This is a genomic window from Siccirubricoccus soli, assembly GCF_024178315.1.
GTDB classification, from domain to species: domain Bacteria; phylum Pseudomonadota; class Alphaproteobacteria; order Acetobacterales; family Acetobacteraceae; genus Siccirubricoccus; species Siccirubricoccus soli.
In genome coordinates this window covers 1-17,732 of sequence record NZ_JAMZIK010000039.1, presented here as the reverse complement: position 1 = coordinate 17,732, position 17,732 = coordinate 1, and the positions used below count along the sequence as shown (strand labels likewise).

Genomic DNA, 17,732 nt, shown 5'->3' with positions numbered 1-17,732 from the left:
GCATAGTCAGAGCCGAGGATTTGCGGATCCTGGTAAGCGGCAACGTGGAAACACTGTTTGCTGCGAGGACTAGTCAGTGCGATAAGCACATGATCCCCGACAGCCCAGTTCGCGCTTTCAGGCGGGCCGACGGTCAAATCGCATTGATTGCGGGTACCGCACAGAACTGGATGCTGTTAGGACCAAGCTTCCCTTCAGTAAAGCCAGATTGTCGCGGTGTAATGCGTAGGGATAGGTACAACCTCCTAACCCCAGGAAAACTTTGGATTCAGGCCGTTTACACGCTTGATGGCCAGAATATCTTCGGGCTTGCCAGCCAGGACCTTCAGGATGAAGTCGTGCTGCAAGGCTGCGATACCAAAGGTATCAGGGGGCGTTGCTGGCTCAATAAGATTGTCGGAATTCAATCTTCGGATTTGGGGAACAGCTACGTCCCCACTGGCACTGCGGCGTCTTTCGGTGATCACTATCCAAGCGGCCAGAATGACCCCTATGGCGCATTTTCAGTTTCCAATATAGTGTACAATGCTGGATACTACTATGCCTTCCTCTACGTGCGTGCTGCCGGCCGGCAGGTCCCTGGCAACTGCCTTTTGCGAAGCGCCGATGTTACAGATCCTACCGCGTGGCGTGCCTGGGATGGAGCGGCCTTCAGATACGATCCAAATGGACAGGAAGGCAGTTGCAAGGTTGTGTATCCAGATCCGATGGGCGCCGTTCGTTCTTTGCAATATGTTCCCGCTAAACGGCAGTGGGTCGCCCTTAGCTCCAGCCGGCTGCGTCTTGAAGGCGACAGTGCGCCGGTTCCTGGCTTCTATTATTCGACATCATCGGACTTATTGGAGTGGCGGGCATTGCGGCGCATTATGGAGACCCCGATGTCTGCCCGCGTCGACTCATGGGATAAGATCATTCACTATCCTTCCCTTATCGATCCAGAGAGCGCATCGCGGAACTTCGATACGGTTGACCATGATAGGGCCCTTATCTTTTTCAGTGTGCATCACCTCGCCAGAGGGCAAGGGACACTAAACCGGGACATTCAGTATATTCCGGTCGAACTGCGGTAACGGGATAGGCTCGTTCATGAGGGGCGAGGAACAGCCAGCCGCCCCAACACCCTATCCACGAAATCCCCCGCCGCACCCAGATACCTCTCCGGCGCCGTCAGCTTCGCCAGCGCCGTCGCATCCAGCTTGCCTTTCAGCGCCGTCTCCCGCCCCAGCGCCTCGGCCAGGCTGATCCCCTCGGCAATGGCCAGGTCGCAGGCGCGGTTGACCACGTGGTGCGCCTCGCCGCGGCCCAGCACCGGGGCCAGGCCCATCATCACCGCCTCCCCCATGATGAGGCCGCCGGTGCTGTCCAGGTTGCGCTGCATCCGCGCCGCATCCACCACCAGCCCTTCCGCCAGCACGCGCGTGCACGCCAGCGCCCCATGCGCCAACAGGAAGGACTGGCCGATCGCCAGCGCCTCCGCCTGCCAGGGTCCGGTGCCGCGCTCATGGTCCTGTGCCATGGCGCCCAGCATCTGCGGCACCAGCGCGTGCACGCCGCGGCTCTGGGCGATGATGTATTCGCAGGAGATGGGGTTGCGCTTCTGCGGCATGGTGGAGGAGCCGCCGCGGCCGAATTGATGCGGCTCCGCCACCTCCGCCACCTCGTTCTGCATCAGCAGGATGACGTCGGTGGCGATCTTGGACAGCGCGCCGCAGAGCAGGCCGAGCAGCGAGACCGCCTCCGCCACCCCGTCCCGCGCCACATGCCAGGGCACGTCCGGCACGGCCAGGCCGAGCTCCGCCGCCAGCCCCGCCTGCACCGCCAGCCCCTGCTCTCCGAGCGAGGCGAGCGTGCCCGCGGCGCCGCCGAATTCCAGCTTGAGGACGCGCGGGCGGAGCTGGGCGAAGCGCTCCCGCGTGGTGATCAGCGGGCTCAGCCACACCGCGACCTTGCAGCCGAAGGTGGTGGGCAGCGCATGCTGCAGATGGGTGCGGCCGGCCATCACCGTGTCCCGGTGCGCCCGCGCCATGGCGGCGAAGCCGGCGATCACGGCGTCCAGCTCCGCCTCGACCAGCGCCAGCCCGTCGCGGATCTGCAGCACCACCGCGCTGTCCATGATGTCCTGGGTGGTGGCGCCCCAATGCGTCCAGCGCCCCGCCTCCGTCCCGGCCAGGGCGGAAAGCTGCTTCACCAGCCCGACCACGGGGTAGCCCGTGTTGCGCGTGGCGGCCGCCAGGGCGGGCAGGTCGAGCTTCCTTGCATCGGCTGCCTGGGTGATGGCCGCCGCCGCATCCGCCGGCACGATGCCGAGCTTCGCCTGGGCCCGCGCCAGCGCCGCCTCCACATCCAGCATGCGCTGCAGGAAGGCCATTTCGCCCATCACCGCCCGCATCGCATCGGTGCCGTAGAGGGCGCCGAGCACGGGGCTGTCGGCGGGATTCACGCTCATCTCTTGCGACGCTCCTCGGTCCAGGCGCTGGGGGCCAGCGCCCCCAGCGAAACCTCCGCCCCCAGCCCCTCGACGAAGGCGACGCCCTGGTCCGGGTAGAGGCAGATCTCATGCGGCAGACGGTTGCCGAAGGCCCAAATTACCAGGGCCTCGCTGCCGGTATTCTCGAAGCAATGCGGCTCGGGGTCTTCCGGGCCGTAGCGGAAGGCGTCCCCGGCGGTAACGGCCAGGCGCTCCTCCCCATGGTGCAGTAGGCCGGTGCCTGCCATCACCAGCAGGATCTCCTCCTGGTAAAGGTGCCGGTGGCGGCGGGAGGAGAGATGCCCGGGCGGGATGGTCTGGATGATGAGGCCGATGGCCTGGCTGCCGAGATTGCGGCCGAGATCCGCCCCCTGGCCGCCGATGCCCGGGCCGAAGCCGTAGTCGAAGGGGGTGACGGAATCGACCCGCAGATGATGCAGCGCCATCGGGTCACACCTCGAGGAAGACGGTCTCGCCCTCTCCCTGCAGGCGGATGTCCAGCCGCCAAGTGCCGGGGCCCTCAGGCCGGGCGATCAGCGTGCCGCGCCGGGCGGCCGGCACGGTGTTCAGCACAGGGTCCTGCTCGTTCAGCGCCTCCCCGGCGAAGTAGAGCCGGGTGACGAGCTGGCTGAGCAAGCCGCGGGCGAAGAGGGTGAGCGTCGCATGCGGCGCCTGGAAGGCATTGCCCGCCGCCCGCACCGGGCCGGGCTTCAGCGTGGTGAAGCGGTACTCGCCATTGGCGTCGGTGGCGCAGCGGCCGAAGCCGTGGAAGGCGCCGTCGTACTTCCCCCCCGGGTCGGCCTGCCACAGCTCCACCATCATGTCGCTGCAGGGCACGCCGTCGCCATCGGTGATGCGGCCGAGAAGGATGATCCGCTCGCCCTCCATGCCGGCATTCGGGCCATCGCCGCGCAGCAGGTCGGCCCAGGCCGGGACGTCGATCAGGTGCCAGAAGGGGCCGGAGGTCTGCGAGGCCGTGGCGATCAGCGGCCGATCCCCGGCGGCGCTCATGCCGGGTTCTCCATCGGCGTCGCCTGCCGGCCGCGCAGCACGATGTCGAAGCGGTAGCCCAGCGCGTAGTCCGGCTGGGTGATGTCGAGATCGAAGCGGGCGATAAGGCGGTTCCGCGCTGCCTCGTCCGGCACGCAATTGAAGATCGGGTCCAGCGGCAGCAGCGGGTCGCCGGGGAAGTACATCTGGGTGATGAGCCTTTGGGCGAAGCCCTGGCCGAACAGCGAATAGTGGATATGCACCGGCCGCCAGGCATTGTGGTGATTGCGCCACGGATAGGCGCCGGGGCGGATGGTGGTGTAGCGGTACCAGCCCTCCGCATCGGTGAAGACCCGGCCCTCGCCTTTGAAATTCGGGTCGAGCGGCGCGTCGTGCTGGTCCCGCTCATGGTTGTAGCGGCCGGCGGCATTGGCCTGCCACACCTCCACCATGGCGCCGCGCAGCGGGCGGCCAGCCTCGTCCAGCACGCGGCCGGCGACGATGATCCGCTCGCCCTGCGCTTCCCAGCCTGGGCCTTTCGCCAGATTGGCGCTCGAAGGGTAAAGCGCCTCCGTCATCCGCGGCGCGGCCAGCTCCGTCAGCGTCGGGGCGATGCGGATGGGCGCCTGCTTCGGGTGGCGCCTGTGGGTGCTGCCATAGGCGGGCGCATCAAGCGGCGGCTGGCTGCCCGGGGCGATCGGCGCGTAGCTCATCCATCCATCTCCCGCAGCGTGTCCTTGGCGATGCGCAGCGCGCTGTTGCCGGCGGGGATGCCGGCATAGGCGCTGACCGCCAGCAGCACCTCGGCGATCTCCTCCGGCGTCACGCCGGTATTCCGCGTGGCGCGGACATGCAGGCGGAACTCCTCATGATGGCCGAGGGCGGCCAGCATGGCGAGGCAAAGCAGGCTGCGGTCACGGTAGGAGAGGCCGGGCCGGGTCCAGACGCGGCCCCAGACGCCTTCCAGGATGTACTCGCGGAAGGGCGCGTCGAGCGCGGTGAGGTCGGCCTCGGAGCGCGCCACATGCGCCTCGCCCAGGATGCGCTTGCGGACCAGCATCCCGGCCTCGGCCGTCGCGGCGGGCAGGGCGGTGACCGCCTCCATATGGCCGAGCACGGCGCGGGTCATCGCCGCCTCCTGCTCGAAATTCGGAATATGCGCGGCTTCCGGGATGATGACGAGCTTGCTGCCCGGGATGGCGGCCTGGATGGCGCGGGCGGCATCCGGCGTGGTGGAAGGGTCGCGGTCCCCGACGATGACCGTGGTGGGGCAGGAGAGCTTCCCCGTCAGCTCATCCCCCGTCACCCCCTGCAAGGCGGCGGCGCAGCCGAGCCAGCCGGCGGGATCGGTGGTGAGCAGCATGCGCTTCAGCGCGCGGGAGGAGGCGAGGGAGCCATCCAGCGCCCAGCGGGGAATGGTGGCATCGGCAATGGCCGCCATGCCGCCGGCCTTCACCGCCTCCATGCGCTCCTGCCAGCCCGCCGGGCCGCCGAAGGAGAGGGCGGTGTCGCAGGGCAGCAGGGAGAGGGCCCGCTGTGGCGCCAGCGCCGCCATGCGCATGGCGATATGCCCGCCGATGGAGACGCCGCCGAGATGCGCCTGCTGGATGCCGAGCGCATCCAGCACGGCGAGCCCGTCCCGGGCGAGCCGTTCCATGGTGTAGGGGCCCGGCGGCGCCTCGCTGAGGCCGTGGCCGCGCATGTCCATGCGGATGACGCGGAAGCGCTTCGCCAGTGCGGCCGCCTGCGGGTCCCACATATGCAGGTTGGTGCCGAGGGAGTGCATGAGCAGGACGGGCGGGGCGCGCTCCGGCCCCTCCACCGCCACATGCATGCAGGCATCGCCGAGCTGGATGAACATGGACGTCACCTCGTTGGTGAAAAGCCTGGCAGGGTGTTGAGGGGCAGCGCTGCTCCCCCTCAAACTCCTGGTTTCCAAAGGCCCTTCGGCCTTTGGCGGGGTGGGTCCGGGAGGGGCAGCGCCCCTCCCGGTTACACGCGTTCGATCACCATTGCGATGCCCTGGCCGACGCCGATGCACATGGTGGTCAGGGCGTAGCGGGCCTGGCGCTTCTCCAGCTCATGCACCGCGGTCTGCACCAGCCGCGCGCCGGACATGCCGAGCGGATGGCCGAGCGCAATGGCACCGCCATTCGGGTTCACATGCTCCGCATCGTCCGGCAGGCCGAGATCGCGGGTGACGGCCAGGGCCTGCGCCGCAAAGGCCTCGTTCAGCTCGATGATATCGATGTCGGAGAGCTTCAGCCCGGCCTTCTCCAGCACCTTGCGCACCGCCGGCGCGGGGCCGAAGCCCATGATGCGCGGCGGCACGCCGGCCGTGGCCGTGGCGATGATGCGGGCCCGTGGTGTCAGCCCATAGCGCTTCGCCGCCTCCTCGCTCGCCACCAGCAGTGCCGCCGCCCCGTCATTGACGCCGGAGGCATTGCCGGCGGTCACGCTGCCGCCCTCCTTGCGGAAGGGGGTGGGGAGCTTCGCCAGCGCCTCCAGCGTCGTCTCCGGCCGCGGATGCTCGTCCTGCGCCACCTTCACCGGGTCGCCCTTGCGGCGGGGGATCTCGACGGCGACGATCTCCTCGGCGAGGCGGCCGCTGGCCTGCGCCTTGGCCGCGCGCTGCTGCGACCGGTAGGCGAAGGCATCCTGGTCGGCGCGGCTGATCTGGAAGTCCTGCGCCACGTTCTCCGCCGTCTCCGGCATGGAATCGACGCCGTGCTGCGCCTTCATCTTCGGGTTGACGAAGCGCCAGCCGATCGTGGTGTCGTAGATCTCCGGCGCCCGGCCGAAGGCCTCCGCCTGCTTGCCCTGGACATAGGGGGCGCGGGTCATGCTCTCGACGCCGCCGGCGATCATCAGCGCGGCCTCGCCCGCCTTGATGGCGCGGCCGGCGATGCCCACCGCATCCATGCCGGAGCCGCAGAGGCGGTTCACCGTGCTGCCCGGAATGGTCTCCGGCAGCCCGGCCAGCAGCAGTGCCATCCGGGCGACGTTGCGGTTGTCCTCCCCCGCCTGGTTGGCGCAGCCGAAGACCACGTCCTCCACCGCCGCCCAATCCACCTTGGGGTTGCGCGCCATCAGCGCCTTCAGCGGAATGGCGCCCAGATCGTCGGTGCGAATGGCCGCCAGGCCCCCGGCATAGCGGCCGATGGGCGTGCGGATGGCGTCGCAGATGAAGGCCTCGGCCATGGCGGTTCTCCCTTGATATGACCGCAGACTTGCCCCGCAGCCCGGGCGGGGTCAACGGGTTCAGCCCAGCAGCAATTCCATGCCGGGATCGCCCTTCGCCATGGCCCGGCGGTAGCCCTCCCGCGCCGCGACGCGTTGCAGCCAGGCGCGGATGGCGGGGTAGCCGCCGAGGTCCAGGGGCGCGAAGTACCGCATGGTGGTGAGCGAGAAGACGGACATGATGTCGGCGGCGGTGAAGTCCTGGCCGGCCAGCCAGGGCACCTGCGCCAGCCGCGCCTCCACCATCCCCAGCGCATGGCCGAGCCGGCCCTGCATCGCCCGGCGCACCGGGTTGTCCTCGGGCAGGTTCAGCCGGTGCAGGATCATGTTGCGCCCCATGGCCGGCTGCAGCGTGCCGTTCGCGTAATGCAGCCAGTACAGGTAGTGCGGGAAATCCGGGTGGCCGGCCGGCAGCTCCAGCCGTCCGCCACCATGCTTCGCCAGGATATAGGCGAGGATGGCGCCGCTTTCGGCCAGCACCATGCCGTCCTCCTCGATGACCGGCGCGGTGCCTGCCGGGTGCAGCGCGCGGAGCGAGGGCGGCGCCAGCATGGTCACCGGGTCCCGCACATGGTGGCGCAGTATGTAGTCGAGGCCCAGCTCCTCGCAGAGCCAGACGATCCGCTCGGACTGCGACTTGCCGAGATGGTGCACGGTCAGCATGCGGACCTCCCTGTTCATGGTTACGCCAGCAGCCGCACCAGCCAGAGGCTCAGCCCCGGGCAGGCCACGCAGAGCCCGAGCCGGAGCAGATCCATCGCCAGGAAGGGTAGCACCCCGCGATAGGTCCGGGCGATCGGCACGTCCCGCGCGAGCGAGCTGACCACGAAGACGTTCAGCCCGATGGGCGGCGCGGTCAGCCCGATGCCGACCACGATCAGCACCAGGATGCCGAACCAGATCGCCGTCTCCTCCGCCCCGCCCAGGCCGAAATCCAGCGCCGTGACGATGGGGAAGAAGATCGGCAGGGTGAGCAGGATCATCGCCAGCTCATCCATCACCGCGCCCAGCAGGACATAGGCCAGCAGCAGCAGCCCCAGCACGCCATAGGGGGGGAAGTCCTGCTCCCCGATCCACATCGCCAGCAGCTCCGGCGCCGAGGTCAGGGCGAGGAAGGCGTTGAACACCTCGGCGCCGAGCAGGATGACGAAGATCATCGCCGTGGTCTCGGCGGTGGCGAGCAGCGCCTCCCGCACCTGCCGCAGGCCGAGGCTGCGGCGGGCCAACCCCACCGCCAGGGTGGCGATGCAGCCGATGGCGGCGCTCTCGGTCGGCGTGAAGACGCCGCCATAGATGCCGCCCACCACCACCAGGGCGATCAGCAGCACGGGGATGACGTTGCGCAGCGCCTGCCGCGCCTCCGCCCCGGAAGCGCGCCGCGCCGCGGGCGCCAGGGCCGGCCGCGCCCGCACCAGCAGGAAGATGGCGATGATGTAGAGCAGCGCCGCCAGCACCCCCGGGATCAGTGCCGCCATGAAGAGCCTGGCGATGTTCTGCTCCGTGCTGATGGCATAGACGACGAGGATGACCGAGGGCGGGATGAGGATGCCGAGCGTGCCGCCGACGGCGATGGTGCCGGTGGCGAGGCCCGGATCGTAGCCATAGCGCCGCAGCTCCGGCAGCGCGGCGCGGCCGAAGGTGGCGGTGGTGGCGACGGAGGAGCCGCAGACCGCCCCGAAGGCGGCGCAGGCGCCGATGACGCCCATCGCCATGCCGCCCCGGCGATGGCCGACCAGCGCATTCGCCGCGGCGAAGAGGTCCCGCGCCAGCCCGCCGCGCTCCGCCAGCGCGCCCATCAGGATGAAAAGGGGGATGACCGAAAGGGTGTAATTGGCGAAGAGGTGCCAGGGCGTAGTCTTCAGGTAATTCAGCAGCACGCCCGTATCGACGATCCAGACATAGCCGCCGGCCCCCACCAGCAGCATGGCGAGCCCGACCGGACAGCGCAGCGCGATCAGCCCCAGCAGCGCGGCGAAGCCGAGCGCGGCCTGGAGGAATTCCGGCGCCATCAGCCGCGGCCCCGGACCAGCCGCCAGGCCCAGTACGCGGCGGACAGCGCCGTGGCGGCGAAGCAGAGCCCGCCCAGCCCCACCGCCCACCAGGTCGGCAGGCCGAGGACCATGGTGGTGGTCCCGCTCGCCAGCGTCTCCCGCGCCCCGACCAGCAACCGCTCCGCCAGCACCGCCGCCACGCCGAGCCAGACCAGCGTCCAGAAGGCGTCCATTGCGCGGTTCACCCGGGCCGGCAGCCAGGTGGTGAAGCTGTCCACCAGGATGTTGCTGCGCGTCAGCGTCCCCTGGGCGAGGAAGCCCATCACCGCCAGGCCGGAGCCGAGCGAGACCAGCTCGAAATCCCCCGGGATGGGCTGGGCGGTGGCCCAGCGCCGCAGCACGGAGGCGGTGGCGAGCAGGGCGGTGGCCAGCAGCACCGTGCCGCCCGCCAGGGCCAGCGCGGTGCCGAGCCGCGCGACCGGGCCGCGCGGCGGGATCTCCTCCTCCATGCCGCCGCCGTCAGCCGATGCCGGCGCCGTGCTTCGCCACCAGCGCCCGCGCCTGCTCCAGCAGCGCGGCGCCATCCAGGCCGCGCTCGCGGCTCTGGGCGAGCCAGTTCTCCACCACCGGCTTGGTCGCCTCCATCCAGCGGGCCTTCTCCGCCTCGGTGATGACGATGACTTGGTTGCCGCGGCGGCGGGCCTCGGCCTCCACCACCGGGTTGCGCTCATCCCAGGGCACGGCGGCCATGCGCGCCGCGGCGGCGCCGCTGTTGGCGTCCAGCACGGCGCGCAGCTCGGGCGCCAGCCCTTCGTATTTCGTCCTGTTCATCGCCAGGATGAAGGTGGCGATGTAGAGGGTCGGGCTGCCCGGGATCTCGGTGTGGTACTTCACCATCTCCTGCAGGCGGATGGAGGGCACCACCTCCCAGGGCACCACGGCACCGTCGATGACGCCCTGGCTCAGCGCCTCCGGCACCTGCGGCACCGGCATGCCCACCGGGGCGGCGCCGAGGGCGCGCAGCGCCTCGCCATTCAGGCGGGAGGGGAAGCGCAGCTTCAGCCCGCGCAGATCCTCCATGCTTCGCACCTCGCGCTTCGCATGGATCAGCCCCTCGCCATGCCCCCAGACGCAGAGCGGATGCACCTCCCGGAACTCCTCGCGGAGCTGGCTCTGGGCGAATTCCTGGATGGCGAGGCAGTTCACGATCGCCCGCTTGTGGGAGACGAAGGGCAGCTCGAACACCTCGATGCGCGGGAAGCGGCCCGGGGTATTGCCGGGCAGGGTCCAGATGATGTCGGCCACGCCGTCCCGCGCCTGGTCGAAGAGCTGGGGCGGCGCGCCGCCGAGCTGCATGGCCGGGAAGATCTGGATGCGCAGGCGGTTGTCGCTCTCCTTCGCCACCTTCTGCGCCCAGGGCTGCAGGAAGAAGCGGTGGACGTTGGAGACGGCGGGCAGGAAGTGGTGCAGCCTGAGCGTCACCTCCTGCGCCGCGGCGCCGCGGCCGAGCAGCAGGGCAGGGGCGGCGAGCAGGGCAAGCCGGCGGGTAGGCATCTGGAGGTTTCCCCGGTTAAGCATTCCCTGGCTGGTTTCCCCTGAAACGGGCGCCGATGCCAGATGTTTCGCTGGCCGCGCGGGCGCGCTCAGGCTAGCGCCGCCACCAGGCGCCGCGCCCGCTCTCCCACCTCGGCCGGTGTCAGCCCGGGCTTGTAGAGCGAGCTGCCGATGCCGAACCCGGCCGCCCCCGCCGCGCGCCAGGCCGGGACGCTTTCCGCCCCCATGCCGCCCACCGGCAGCACCGGCGTGCCCTGCGGCAGCACCGCCAGCATGGCCTTCAGCACGGCGGGGGAGGCGGCCTCGGCGGGGAAGAGCTTCAGCGCATCGGCGCCGGCATCCAGCAGGGCGAAGGCCTCGGTCGGGGTGAAGCAGCCGGGGCAGGCGAGCATCCCCAGCGCCTTGGCGCGGCGGACCAGGGCCGGCTCGGCATGGGGCGTGACCAGCAGGCGGCCGCCGGCCTCGGCCACCGCCTCCAGCTCCGCCACCCGCCGCACCGTGCCGGCGCCGACCAGCGCCTCCCCGCCAAAGCGCGCTGCCAGAAGGCGGATGCTCTCGCAGGGCTCGGGCGAGTTCAGCGGCACTTCCAGGACGCGGATGCCGGCGGCCAGCAGCGCCTCCCCCACCGGGACCGCTTCCTCCGGCCGCAGCCCGCGCAGGATGGCGACCAGGGGGCAGCGGGCGAGCCAGTCGGCGAAGCTTGGGGCGAGGGCGCTCATGCCAGGGTCTCCGCGATCAGGTGCAGGCCATGCGCGGCGAGGTCCGGGTCCTGCATCCGCCAGTCCAGGCCGCATTCGGCGAAGGCGAGCGCATAGGCCGCGGCCAGCGCCTCCGCCCCCGCCAGGTGGATGGGGCCGGCGGGCGGCGCCTCCGCCAGCACCGCGCGGAGTTCATGGCCGATGAGCAGGCCGGAGAGGTAGGAGGACGTCTCCGCCGGCAAGAGCTCCCCCATCAGCCCCAGCCCGCGGGTGCCGAAAAGCTGGTGCAGCAGCCCGCCCGCCTCGCCGGCGCGGCGGACGCCCCGGCGGAAGGCCGCCTCCACCGTCGGCCCCTCCTCCGCCATGCGGCCGAGGATGCTGTGCGCCAGCAGCACGGCGCGCAGCTCCCCTGTCATCTGGGTGGCGAAGCCGGCGATGCGCCCGCCCTCCAGCCGCGCCCATTTGCTGTGGGTGCCGGGCAGGCAGGCCAGGGCGGGCGCGCTGCCGAGCGCGGCCAGCAGGCCGATGAGCTTGGTCTCCTCGCCCCGCATCACATCCGGCACGCCGCCGGCATCCCGCGTGGAAAGGCCGGGCACCAGCAGCAGCTCGGCCTGATCATAGGGAATGCGGGTAAGGGCGGCGGCGATCTCCGCCGGCCCGGCCGGGCAGGGCAGGTAGGGCGCCTCCACCCAGCCCTGCCGGCTGCCGACCATGCCGCAGAGCAGCACGCGGCGCTCGCCCGCCGCCAGCCAGGGGCCGATCGCCGCCTCCAGCGCCGCGGGGAAGCCGCCTGCGGGGATGGCGAGGATGCCCGCCTCGCGCGCGACGCGGTCCAGGATCCGGCCATCGGCCGCCAGTCGGTAGGCGCGGAAGGAGGAGGTGCCCCAGTCGATGCCGATCATCCCGCATGGGTAGCAGGCGGCGCGGGGCGGCGCAGCCGGATGCTTCCGCCATCACGGTTCCGCGAAGCCTGAGGCAATTGACGCTGATCAAGGTCGCAATCCGCCAGCGCGGCGAAATCTCTCCTCCATGGCGCCGCGGGGGGGAAGGGGTCGAGGATGTCGCTCAAGGATCTTCTGGTGCATCTGGACGCGACGGAGCGTTCCGCCGCGCGGCTGCAATTCGCCGCCGATCTGGCGCGGCGGCATGGCGCGCACCTCACCGGCCTCTTCGTCGTGGATGCCGTGCTGCCGGCCCTCGCCGCGGCGGATGCCGGCGGCGTGGCGGCGGTGGGCGTGATCGACGCACTGCGCGAGGAAGGGCTGGCCGCCGCGGCGAAGGCCGAGGCGGCATTCCGCGCATGCCTGCGGCGGGAGGACCTGCCGGGCGAATGGCGCCAGGCGGAGGGCAGCATCGCCGAGGTGGTGACGCAGCATGCCCGCTATGCCGATCTGACGATTCTCGGCCAGGCGAGCCCGGACGGAATGCCGCCGGGGGCGGGGACGGTGATCGAGCAGGTGCTGTTCGGCGCCGGCCGGCCGGTGCTGGTGGTGCCCTATGCCGACAGTTTCGGGGTGCCGGGCGAGCGTGCCCTGATCGGCTGGAATGCCAGCCGCGAGGCGGCGCGGGCGGTGCGGGATGCGCTGCCGCTGCTGGTCGGGGCGGGCACCGCCACCGTGCTGGTGGTCAGTCCCGGAGGCGCGGCCGGCGTGCATGGCGAGGATCCGGGCGCCGACATCGCCCGTCACTTGGCGCGCCATGGTGTCGCGGTGCGGGTGGAGCGCAGCTCTGGCACCGAGATCTCGGTGGCCGACATCCTGCTGAACCATGCGGCGGAGCTGCAGGCCGACCTGCTGGTCATCGGCGGCTATGGCCATTCGCGGCTGCGCGAATGGGCGCTCGGCGGCGTGACGCGCCGGCTGCTGCAGGAGATGACCCTGCCGGTGCTGCTGTCGCATTGAGAGCTCCCTGGAACCGCTGCGCGGCTTCGCGGGGAGCCCGTACTCGCCAGATCTCTAGAGCAGATCGCGTTCAGATGGCATCATCTGAACGCGTGAAGATGCTCGCAAAACAACGACCTAGAACATGCTGCGTGAGCGCAAGCGAACGCAGCATGCTCTAGAGCCTCGCGCGGTCTTGCGCGGCGAAGCCGTGGAAGGACAAGGGGCGACGGCAGCTTTGCCCGGCGCAGCAAGGGCTGGGAGGCCGCCATGCCCCAGGTCCGTGGCGTCCCGCACCGCCGGAAGGGCAGGTCGGGCGGGCACCATCCCGCCCGTGGCGCCGCAACCCGCCCCCCTCTCGACATGCAGCGTGCTACGTCCGACACTCTGCGACGGGAGGATCCGACAATGCCAGAGCTGCCGCGCGCCGCCGCCTTCGCCTTTGCCCTGGCGCTTGCCTCCCCGGCTGCCGCCCAGCTCGCGATCTCGGCCAATGACGGCAAGACGGTGCTGGAGAACGGTACCGTCCGCAACCTGCGGGACTCGCCGCCGGATTCGGTGACCGTCATCGACCTCTCCGCCTCGCCGCCCGCCATCCGGGCGGAGATCGCCGTGCCGGCGAGCGTCGTCGGCCCGCCCCTTTCCGTCGCCATCACCCCGGATGAGCGCCTTGCCCTCGTCACCGCCAACCAGGTGCGGGACCCGGCCGACCCCGGCAAGCTCGTGCCGGGCAACACGCTCTCGGTGCTCGACCTCACGGCGAACCCGCCGCGCCTCGTCGCCACCCTGCCCACCGGCCTGGCACCGGCCGGTCTCTCCATCAACCGCGCCGGCACCCTGGCGCTGGTGGCGAACCGGGCGGAAGGCACGGTCAGTATCTACCGCATCGCCCAGGGCCAGGTGACGCCGGCCGGCAAGGTGGAGATCGGGCCCGTATCCTCCGAGGTCTCCCACGTGCAATTCACCGTGGATGGGCGCCACGCCCTGGTCACGCGGTATGGCGACCACTCGCTGAACGTGCTGCAGATCGATGGCGAGCGGGTGGTGAAGCTGGACCGGGAGATCACCACCGGCGTCCGCCCCTATGGCCTGACGGTGACCCCGGACGGGCAATGGGCGGCGGTCGCCAATATCGGCCGCGGCACCGGGGATGCCGATACGGTGAGCCTGGTCGATCTGCGGAGCATGCCCTTCCGCATCGTCGATACCGCCAGCGTCGGCCAGACGCCGGAAGGCATCATGGCAAGCCCGGATGGCCGCTTCATCGCGGTGACGGTGATGAACGGCTCCAACAAGCCGGCGGATTCGCCCTTCCACGGTCCCGGCCTGGTGAAGCTGCTGCGCATCGAGAATGGGCGGCTCGCGGTGGTCTCGGAAGCGCAGGTCGGCACCTGGTCCCAGGGCGCAGCCTTCTCCGCCGATGGCCGCACCCTGCTGGTGGGCAACATGGTGGAGAAGGACATCTCCGTCTTCCGGGTCGGCGAGGATGGCGCGCTGAGCGAGGCCGGGCCGCGGCTGCGGGTCGGCGGCGGCTCCGCCGCGCTGCGGACGGCGGAGCGGCCGCGCTGAGCACCGCCGCTCAGCGGGAGAGGCGCAGCAGGCCGAAGCCGGGGACGATGGCGGTGATCCGGGCCTCCCAGCCCGGTTCCGCCGGCTTCGGGGCGGCCGGCCGATGATGCCGTGCCGCCAGGCTGCGCAGGATGGCATCGCTGCGCCGCCGCAGCCACCACCAGCGCAGCCGGCGCAGCAATCCCCGTGCGGGGAGCGCCGGGAGATGGGGCAGGGCGGTGGCGGGCAGGGCGGTGGCGGTGGCGTCCATGGCGGCAGTCCCTCCTGGCGATGCGCCCAACATGCTTCCCGCCGTTTCGGCTCGCTGTGCGCTGCATCACCTTTGCGCCAAGCGAAGGGCCGATCCCGCGCCTGCGGCCGATGGCGGCGGGCAGGGTGGCCGCGGCCGGGGCGGTCGCCCGCCCAAGGTTGACCTTCGCCTTGCCCTGTCCCTAGCCTCCCTGGGACAACACCTGGAAAGGCACGCATCCATGGCCCATCGCGGCTTGCGCTTCGGCATCTTCCTGGCGCCGTTCCACCGGGTGGGCGACAACCCGACCCTCGCCCTCGGCCGCGACCTCGAGCTCATCCAGTGGCTGGACACGCTGGGTTATGACGAGGCCTGGATCGGCGAGCACCATTCCGCGGGCTGGGAGATCATCGCCTCGCCGGAGATCTTCATCGGCGCGGCAGCGGAGCGGACGAAGCACATCATGCTCGGCTCCGGCGTCACCTCGCTGCCCTATCACCATCCGCTGCTGGTGGCGCAGCGCTTCGTCCAGCTCGACCACATGACGCGCGGCCGCGCCATGCTGGGCTGCGGCCCCGGCGCCCTGGTCTCCGACGCCTACATGATGGGCATCAAGGCGGAGGAGCAGCGGCGGATGATGGATGAGAGCCTCGGCGCCATCATGCAGCTGCTGGCCTGCGAGGAGCCGGTGACGATCAAGACCGACTGGTTCGAGCTGAACCAGGCGCGGCTGCACCTGGCGCCCTACACCTACCCGCACTTCCCCATCGCGGTCGCCAGCGCCACCACGCCCTCCGGCGCGATGACGGCGGGGAAGTACGGCGTCGGGCTGCTCTCCCTCGGCGCCGGCCTGCCGGGCGGGCCGCTGAAGCTGGCGGAGTCCTGGCGCCAGGGCGAGGCGGAGGCGAAGAAGCACGGCAAGGTGATGGACCGCGCCGGCTGGCGGCTGGTGGTGAACATGCATTGCGCCGAGGAGGATGAGCGCGCCTTCCGCGACGTGGCGCATGGCGAGAGGCTGGAGACCCTGACCTATTTCAGCGAGACGCTGGGCCGCCCGCCGATGCGCAGCGAGAACCCGCTGGGCGACGGGCTGAAGGCCGGCACCACGCTGGTGGGCAGCCCGGACACCGTGGCGGCCGGCATCGCCCGGCTGTTGGAATTCACCGAGGGCGGCGCCGGCGGCGTGCTGTTCCGCGCGCATGAATGGGCGAATCGCGAGGACACGATGCGCAGCTACGAGCTGTTCGCCCGCTGGGTGATGCCGCGCTTCCAGGGCAGCCTCACCATGCCGCAGCAAAGCCGCGACTGGTGCAGCGAGAATCGCAGCGGCATCTTCGGCCCGAGCATGAGCGCGCTGCGCAAGGCCTTCACCGATGCGGGGCAGGAGGTGCCGGACCATATGCGGCTGAAGCTGCATACGGGGAAGGTGAATCTCTAGAGCGGTTTCCGTTCGTACTGGCTCACGGAGCCCGCTCTAGGCTGTTGTTATGGCGAGCAAATACCTCCGATCAGATGATTCTATCTGATCGGAGTTTGCTCTGGAGCGGGATGGGTTGAGCGTCGCTCGCCCATCCCGCTCCAGCGCATTGTCTGCTGGCGGGCTTCGCGCTTTCGGCCTCTGGCGTCGGGGCGCGGCAGCCATGCGGTTGCCGCGCCCCGCATGGCGCATGGCAGCGCCCGCCGATGGCGGGCCGGGAGGCCCGGCCGGAGCGCGGGCTTCTCAGCCCTTCCCCGCCTTCCTGCCGGCTGGTCGCCGCACCGCGCGTAACCGGCCGCTGCTGCCGCCGCCGTAGAAGAAGCGCCCGCCGGCATCGGCTTCCAGGCCGGAGACGCCCATCCCGGGCGGCAGATCGAGGCATTCCAGCGCCTCTCCCGTGCGAGGATCGAGCCGCAGCAGCGCGCTCTCCTCCCCCTCCCAGCTCCCGTGCCACAGCTCGCCCTCCACCCAGGTGACGCCGGTGACGACGCGCTGCGTCTCGATGGTGCGGAGGACGGTGCCGGTCTCGGGATCGATCCGATGGATGCGGCGGTTGCGATACTGCCCGACCCAGAGGCTGCCCTCCGCCCAGGCCATGCCGGAATAGCCGCCCTCGCCCGGCAGCCTGATGCTGCCCAGCACCTGGCCGCTTGTCGGGTCGATCTTCCGGATCAGCCCTTCGGCGATCTGGTAAAGGTAGCGCCCGTCGAAGGCGGTGCCCGCCGCCGCCGGCACCGCGATCGCCCGCAGCAGCTCGCCGCTGTCCGGGTCCAGGGCGTTCAGCCGTGCGCCGGAGGCGAACCAGACCAGGTGGCCGTCGAAGCTGACGCCATGCACCTGATCGATCTCCGGGAAGGGCCCGTAGTCGCGGAGGATCTCGGCGGCGCGGCGGTGCATCCCTCTCTCCCCTCGTTGTTCAGCGAGGGGAGCCTAGCCGCCCGGCCAGGGGCCCGGGAGCAACAAGCCTGGCGCGAATCCCGGCAAGGGCTGCGCCACCCAGCGCCTGGCCCGGCCACGGCCGAGGCCCTGCACCTTTCCCGCCGCCGCCAGCGCCTCCAGCGCCCGCTGCAGGCTCCGCTGGCTGGTGCCGAGGGCGAGCGCCAGGGCGGAGCTCGACCACGCCTCGCCATCGGCCAGCAAGGCGAGCACCGTCGCATGCGCCTCCTCCGCCGGCCGGGCCAGCACCAGGACGGGCACGCCCGGCTGCGGCGCCAGGGCGAAGCCGCGCGGCGTCGCGCCGATGCCCGCCAGCGGCCGCAGCGCCGCGCGCAGCCGGCCGATCTCCACCCGCAGCCGGGCACGGTGCGACTCATCCGCGTGGCGGGCGCCGAAGGCCCGGCGGAGCAGCGCCTCCCGCGGGGCATCGCCGGGCCATGCCTCGCCCAGCGTCCGGGCCAGGGCGAAGAGCACGGGCCGGCGGGCGAGGGAGATCGACTCGCCGCCCTGCTGCAGCAGGTGGCGGCAGCCATCGACCACCAGGGCGCCGGAGCCGAGCAGCCGCTCCACCTCGGCGAGGCGCAGCGGCCGCGCCTCGCCACCGGCGACCAGCCGGGCCGCAGGCGCCTCCAGCAGCCCGGCGGCCTTCGCGACCTCCGCCATGAGGGCCGGCAGGGCGGAGGCCTGCGCCGCCGCCGCCG

Annotated in this window: 19 protein-coding genes; 4 read left to right on the top strand and 15 right to left on the bottom strand. The window is 71.0% G+C overall.

What is annotated here, in order from left to right; translation table 11 throughout:
- The first annotated feature begins 89 nt into the window (after positions 1-89).
- Positions 90-1,070, top strand: coding sequence for a hypothetical protein (locus tag NJ376_RS07020; protein WP_252952539.1), 981 nt, complete (start codon positions 90-92; stop codon positions 1,068-1,070).
- Positions 1,071-1,084: 14 nt separating this feature from the next.
- Here the strand turns inward: NJ376_RS07020 and pcaB are convergent, their stop codons facing one another.
- The 12 genes from pcaB to NJ376_RS06960 all read right to left on the bottom strand — a co-directional run bounded on the left by pcaB (position 1,085) and on the right by NJ376_RS06960 (position 11,842).
- Positions 1,085-2,446: a 3-carboxy-cis,cis-muconate cycloisomerase gene (pcaB, locus tag NJ376_RS07015; protein WP_252952538.1), complete on the bottom strand. Its 1,362-nt coding sequence runs from the start codon at positions 2,444-2,446 to the stop codon at positions 1,085-1,087.
- Positions 2,443-2,913: a cupin domain-containing protein gene (locus NJ376_RS07010; protein WP_252952537.1), complete on the bottom strand. Its 471-nt coding sequence runs from the start codon at positions 2,911-2,913 to the stop codon at positions 2,443-2,445. Before NJ376_RS07010 ends, pcaB begins: the two co-directional genes overlap by 4 nt.
- A gap of 4 nt (positions 2,914-2,917) precedes the next feature.
- A complete protein-coding gene (gene pcaG / locus NJ376_RS07005; RefSeq protein ID WP_252952536.1) occupies positions 2,918-3,478 on the bottom strand; it encodes a protocatechuate 3,4-dioxygenase subunit alpha in 561 nt (186 codons plus the stop codon).
- Positions 3,475-4,170, bottom strand: a complete 696-nt coding sequence (gene pcaH / locus NJ376_RS07000; RefSeq protein WP_252952535.1) for a protocatechuate 3,4-dioxygenase subunit beta — start codon at positions 4,168-4,170, stop codon at positions 3,475-3,477. The genes pcaG and pcaH overlap by 4 nt, the downstream gene beginning before the upstream one ends.
- A complete protein-coding gene (pcaDC, locus tag NJ376_RS06995) occupies positions 4,167-5,318 on the bottom strand; it encodes a bifunctional 3-oxoadipate enol-lactonase/4-carboxymuconolactone decarboxylase PcaDC (protein WP_252952534.1) in 1,152 nt (383 codons plus the stop codon). The genes pcaH and pcaDC overlap by 4 nt, the downstream gene beginning before the upstream one ends.
- Positions 5,319-5,449: 131 nt before the next feature.
- Entirely contained in the window at positions 5,450-6,658 is a 1,209-nt protein-coding gene (gene pcaF, locus NJ376_RS06990) for a 3-oxoadipyl-CoA thiolase (RefSeq protein WP_252952533.1), read from the bottom strand.
- 60 nt (positions 6,659-6,718) lie between these two features.
- Complete coding sequence (locus NJ376_RS06985) at positions 6,719-7,360, bottom strand: glutathione S-transferase family protein (protein ID WP_252952532.1); 642 nt, start codon at positions 7,358-7,360, stop codon at positions 6,719-6,721.
- Between the two features lie 20 nt (positions 7,361-7,380).
- Complete coding sequence (locus tag NJ376_RS06980; RefSeq protein ID WP_252952531.1) at positions 7,381-8,706, bottom strand: TRAP transporter large permease; 1,326 nt, start codon at positions 8,704-8,706, stop codon at positions 7,381-7,383.
- Positions 8,706-9,197, bottom strand: coding sequence for a TRAP transporter small permease (locus tag NJ376_RS06975; RefSeq protein ID WP_252952530.1), 492 nt, complete (start codon positions 9,195-9,197; stop codon positions 8,706-8,708). The genes NJ376_RS06980 and NJ376_RS06975 overlap by 1 nt, the downstream gene beginning before the upstream one ends.
- A gap of 10 nt (positions 9,198-9,207) precedes the next feature.
- Complete coding sequence (locus tag NJ376_RS06970; RefSeq protein WP_252952529.1) at positions 9,208-10,242, bottom strand: TRAP transporter substrate-binding protein; 1,035 nt, start codon at positions 10,240-10,242, stop codon at positions 9,208-9,210.
- 89 nt (positions 10,243-10,331) lie between these two features.
- Positions 10,332-10,961 (bottom strand): 2-dehydro-3-deoxy-6-phosphogalactonate aldolase, encoded by a 630-nt coding sequence (locus NJ376_RS06965; RefSeq protein ID WP_252952528.1) that lies wholly within the window; start codon positions 10,959-10,961, stop codon positions 10,332-10,334.
- Positions 10,958-11,842, bottom strand: a complete 885-nt coding sequence (locus NJ376_RS06960) for a 2-dehydro-3-deoxygalactonokinase (RefSeq protein ID WP_252952527.1) — start codon at positions 11,840-11,842, stop codon at positions 10,958-10,960. The genes NJ376_RS06965 and NJ376_RS06960 overlap by 4 nt, the downstream gene beginning before the upstream one ends.
- 156 nt (positions 11,843-11,998) lie before the next feature.
- On the opposite strand from NJ376_RS06960, the gene NJ376_RS06955 reads away from it, so the two are divergent.
- Positions 11,999-12,841 carry a universal stress protein gene (locus tag NJ376_RS06955; RefSeq protein WP_252952526.1) on the top strand — a complete coding sequence of 281 codons (843 nt, stop codon included), beginning with the start codon at positions 11,999-12,001 and terminating at the stop codon, positions 12,839-12,841.
- A 387-nt stretch (positions 12,842-13,228) separates the two neighbouring features.
- Positions 13,229-14,389, top strand: a complete 1,161-nt coding sequence (locus tag NJ376_RS06950; protein ID WP_252952525.1) for a YncE family protein — start codon at positions 13,229-13,231, stop codon at positions 14,387-14,389.
- 10 nt (positions 14,390-14,399) lie between these two features.
- Here NJ376_RS06950 and NJ376_RS06945 read toward each other — a convergent pair whose 3' ends face one another.
- Positions 14,400-14,639, bottom strand: coding sequence for a hypothetical protein (locus NJ376_RS06945; protein WP_252952524.1), 240 nt, complete (start codon positions 14,637-14,639; stop codon positions 14,400-14,402).
- A gap of 220 nt (positions 14,640-14,859) precedes the next feature.
- Here NJ376_RS06945 and NJ376_RS06940 point away from each other — a divergent pair, with 220 nt between their 5' ends.
- On the top strand, positions 14,860-16,056 hold the full coding sequence (locus NJ376_RS06940; protein ID WP_252952523.1) for an LLM class flavin-dependent oxidoreductase: 1,197 nt from the start codon (positions 14,860-14,862) through the stop codon (positions 16,054-16,056).
- A gap of 282 nt (positions 16,057-16,338) precedes the next feature.
- On the opposite strand, the gene NJ376_RS06935 is transcribed toward NJ376_RS06940, so the two are convergent.
- Both NJ376_RS06935 and NJ376_RS06930 read right to left on the bottom strand, forming a co-directional pair.
- On the bottom strand, positions 16,339-16,992 hold the full coding sequence (locus NJ376_RS06935) for a Vgb family protein (protein ID WP_252952522.1): 654 nt from the start codon (positions 16,990-16,992) through the stop codon (positions 16,339-16,341).
- 33 nt (positions 16,993-17,025) lie between these two features.
- The coding region (locus NJ376_RS06930) for a hypothetical protein (protein ID WP_370288026.1) at positions 17,026-17,732 on the bottom strand (707 nt) is incomplete at its 5' end.

Coding starts and splice junctions, on each gene's coding strand:
- NJ376_RS07020 (WP_252952539.1), top strand. CDS start 90: ATGATCCCCGACAGCCCAGTTCGCGCTTTCAGGCGGGCCGACGGTCAA.
- pcaB (WP_252952538.1), bottom strand. CDS start 2,446: ATGAGCGTGAATCCCGCCGACAGCCCCGTGCTCGGCGCCCTCTACGGC.
- NJ376_RS07010 (WP_252952537.1), bottom strand. CDS start 2,913: ATGGCGCTGCATCATCTGCGGGTCGATTCCGTCACCCCCTTCGACTAC.
- pcaG (WP_252952536.1), bottom strand. CDS start 3,478: ATGAGCGCCGCCGGGGATCGGCCGCTGATCGCCACGGCCTCGCAGACC.
- pcaH (WP_252952535.1), bottom strand. CDS start 4,170: ATGAGCTACGCGCCGATCGCCCCGGGCAGCCAGCCGCCGCTTGATGCG.
- pcaDC (WP_252952534.1), bottom strand. CDS start 5,318: ATGTTCATCCAGCTCGGCGATGCCTGCATGCATGTGGCGGTGGAGGGG.
- pcaF (WP_252952533.1), bottom strand. CDS start 6,658: ATGGCCGAGGCCTTCATCTGCGACGCCATCCGCACGCCCATCGGCCGC.
- NJ376_RS06985 (WP_252952532.1), bottom strand. CDS start 7,360: ATGCTGACCGTGCACCATCTCGGCAAGTCGCAGTCCGAGCGGATCGTC.
- NJ376_RS06980 (WP_252952531.1), bottom strand. CDS start 8,706: ATGGCGCCGGAATTCCTCCAGGCCGCGCTCGGCTTCGCCGCGCTGCTG.
- NJ376_RS06975 (WP_252952530.1), bottom strand. CDS start 9,197: ATGGAGGAGGAGATCCCGCCGCGCGGCCCGGTCGCGCGGCTCGGCACC.
- NJ376_RS06970 (WP_252952529.1), bottom strand. CDS start 10,242: ATGCCTACCCGCCGGCTTGCCCTGCTCGCCGCCCCTGCCCTGCTGCTC.
- NJ376_RS06965 (WP_252952528.1), bottom strand. CDS start 10,961: ATGAGCGCCCTCGCCCCAAGCTTCGCCGACTGGCTCGCCCGCTGCCCC.
- NJ376_RS06960 (WP_252952527.1), bottom strand. CDS start 11,842: ATGATCGGCATCGACTGGGGCACCTCCTCCTTCCGCGCCTACCGACTG.
- NJ376_RS06955 (WP_252952526.1), top strand. CDS start 11,999: ATGTCGCTCAAGGATCTTCTGGTGCATCTGGACGCGACGGAGCGTTCC.
- NJ376_RS06950 (WP_252952525.1), top strand. CDS start 13,229: ATGCCAGAGCTGCCGCGCGCCGCCGCCTTCGCCTTTGCCCTGGCGCTT.
- NJ376_RS06945 (WP_252952524.1), bottom strand. CDS start 14,639: ATGGACGCCACCGCCACCGCCCTGCCCGCCACCGCCCTGCCCCATCTC.
- NJ376_RS06940 (WP_252952523.1), top strand. CDS start 14,860: ATGGCCCATCGCGGCTTGCGCTTCGGCATCTTCCTGGCGCCGTTCCAC.
- NJ376_RS06935 (WP_252952522.1), bottom strand. CDS start 16,992: ATGCACCGCCGCGCCGCCGAGATCCTCCGCGACTACGGGCCCTTCCCG.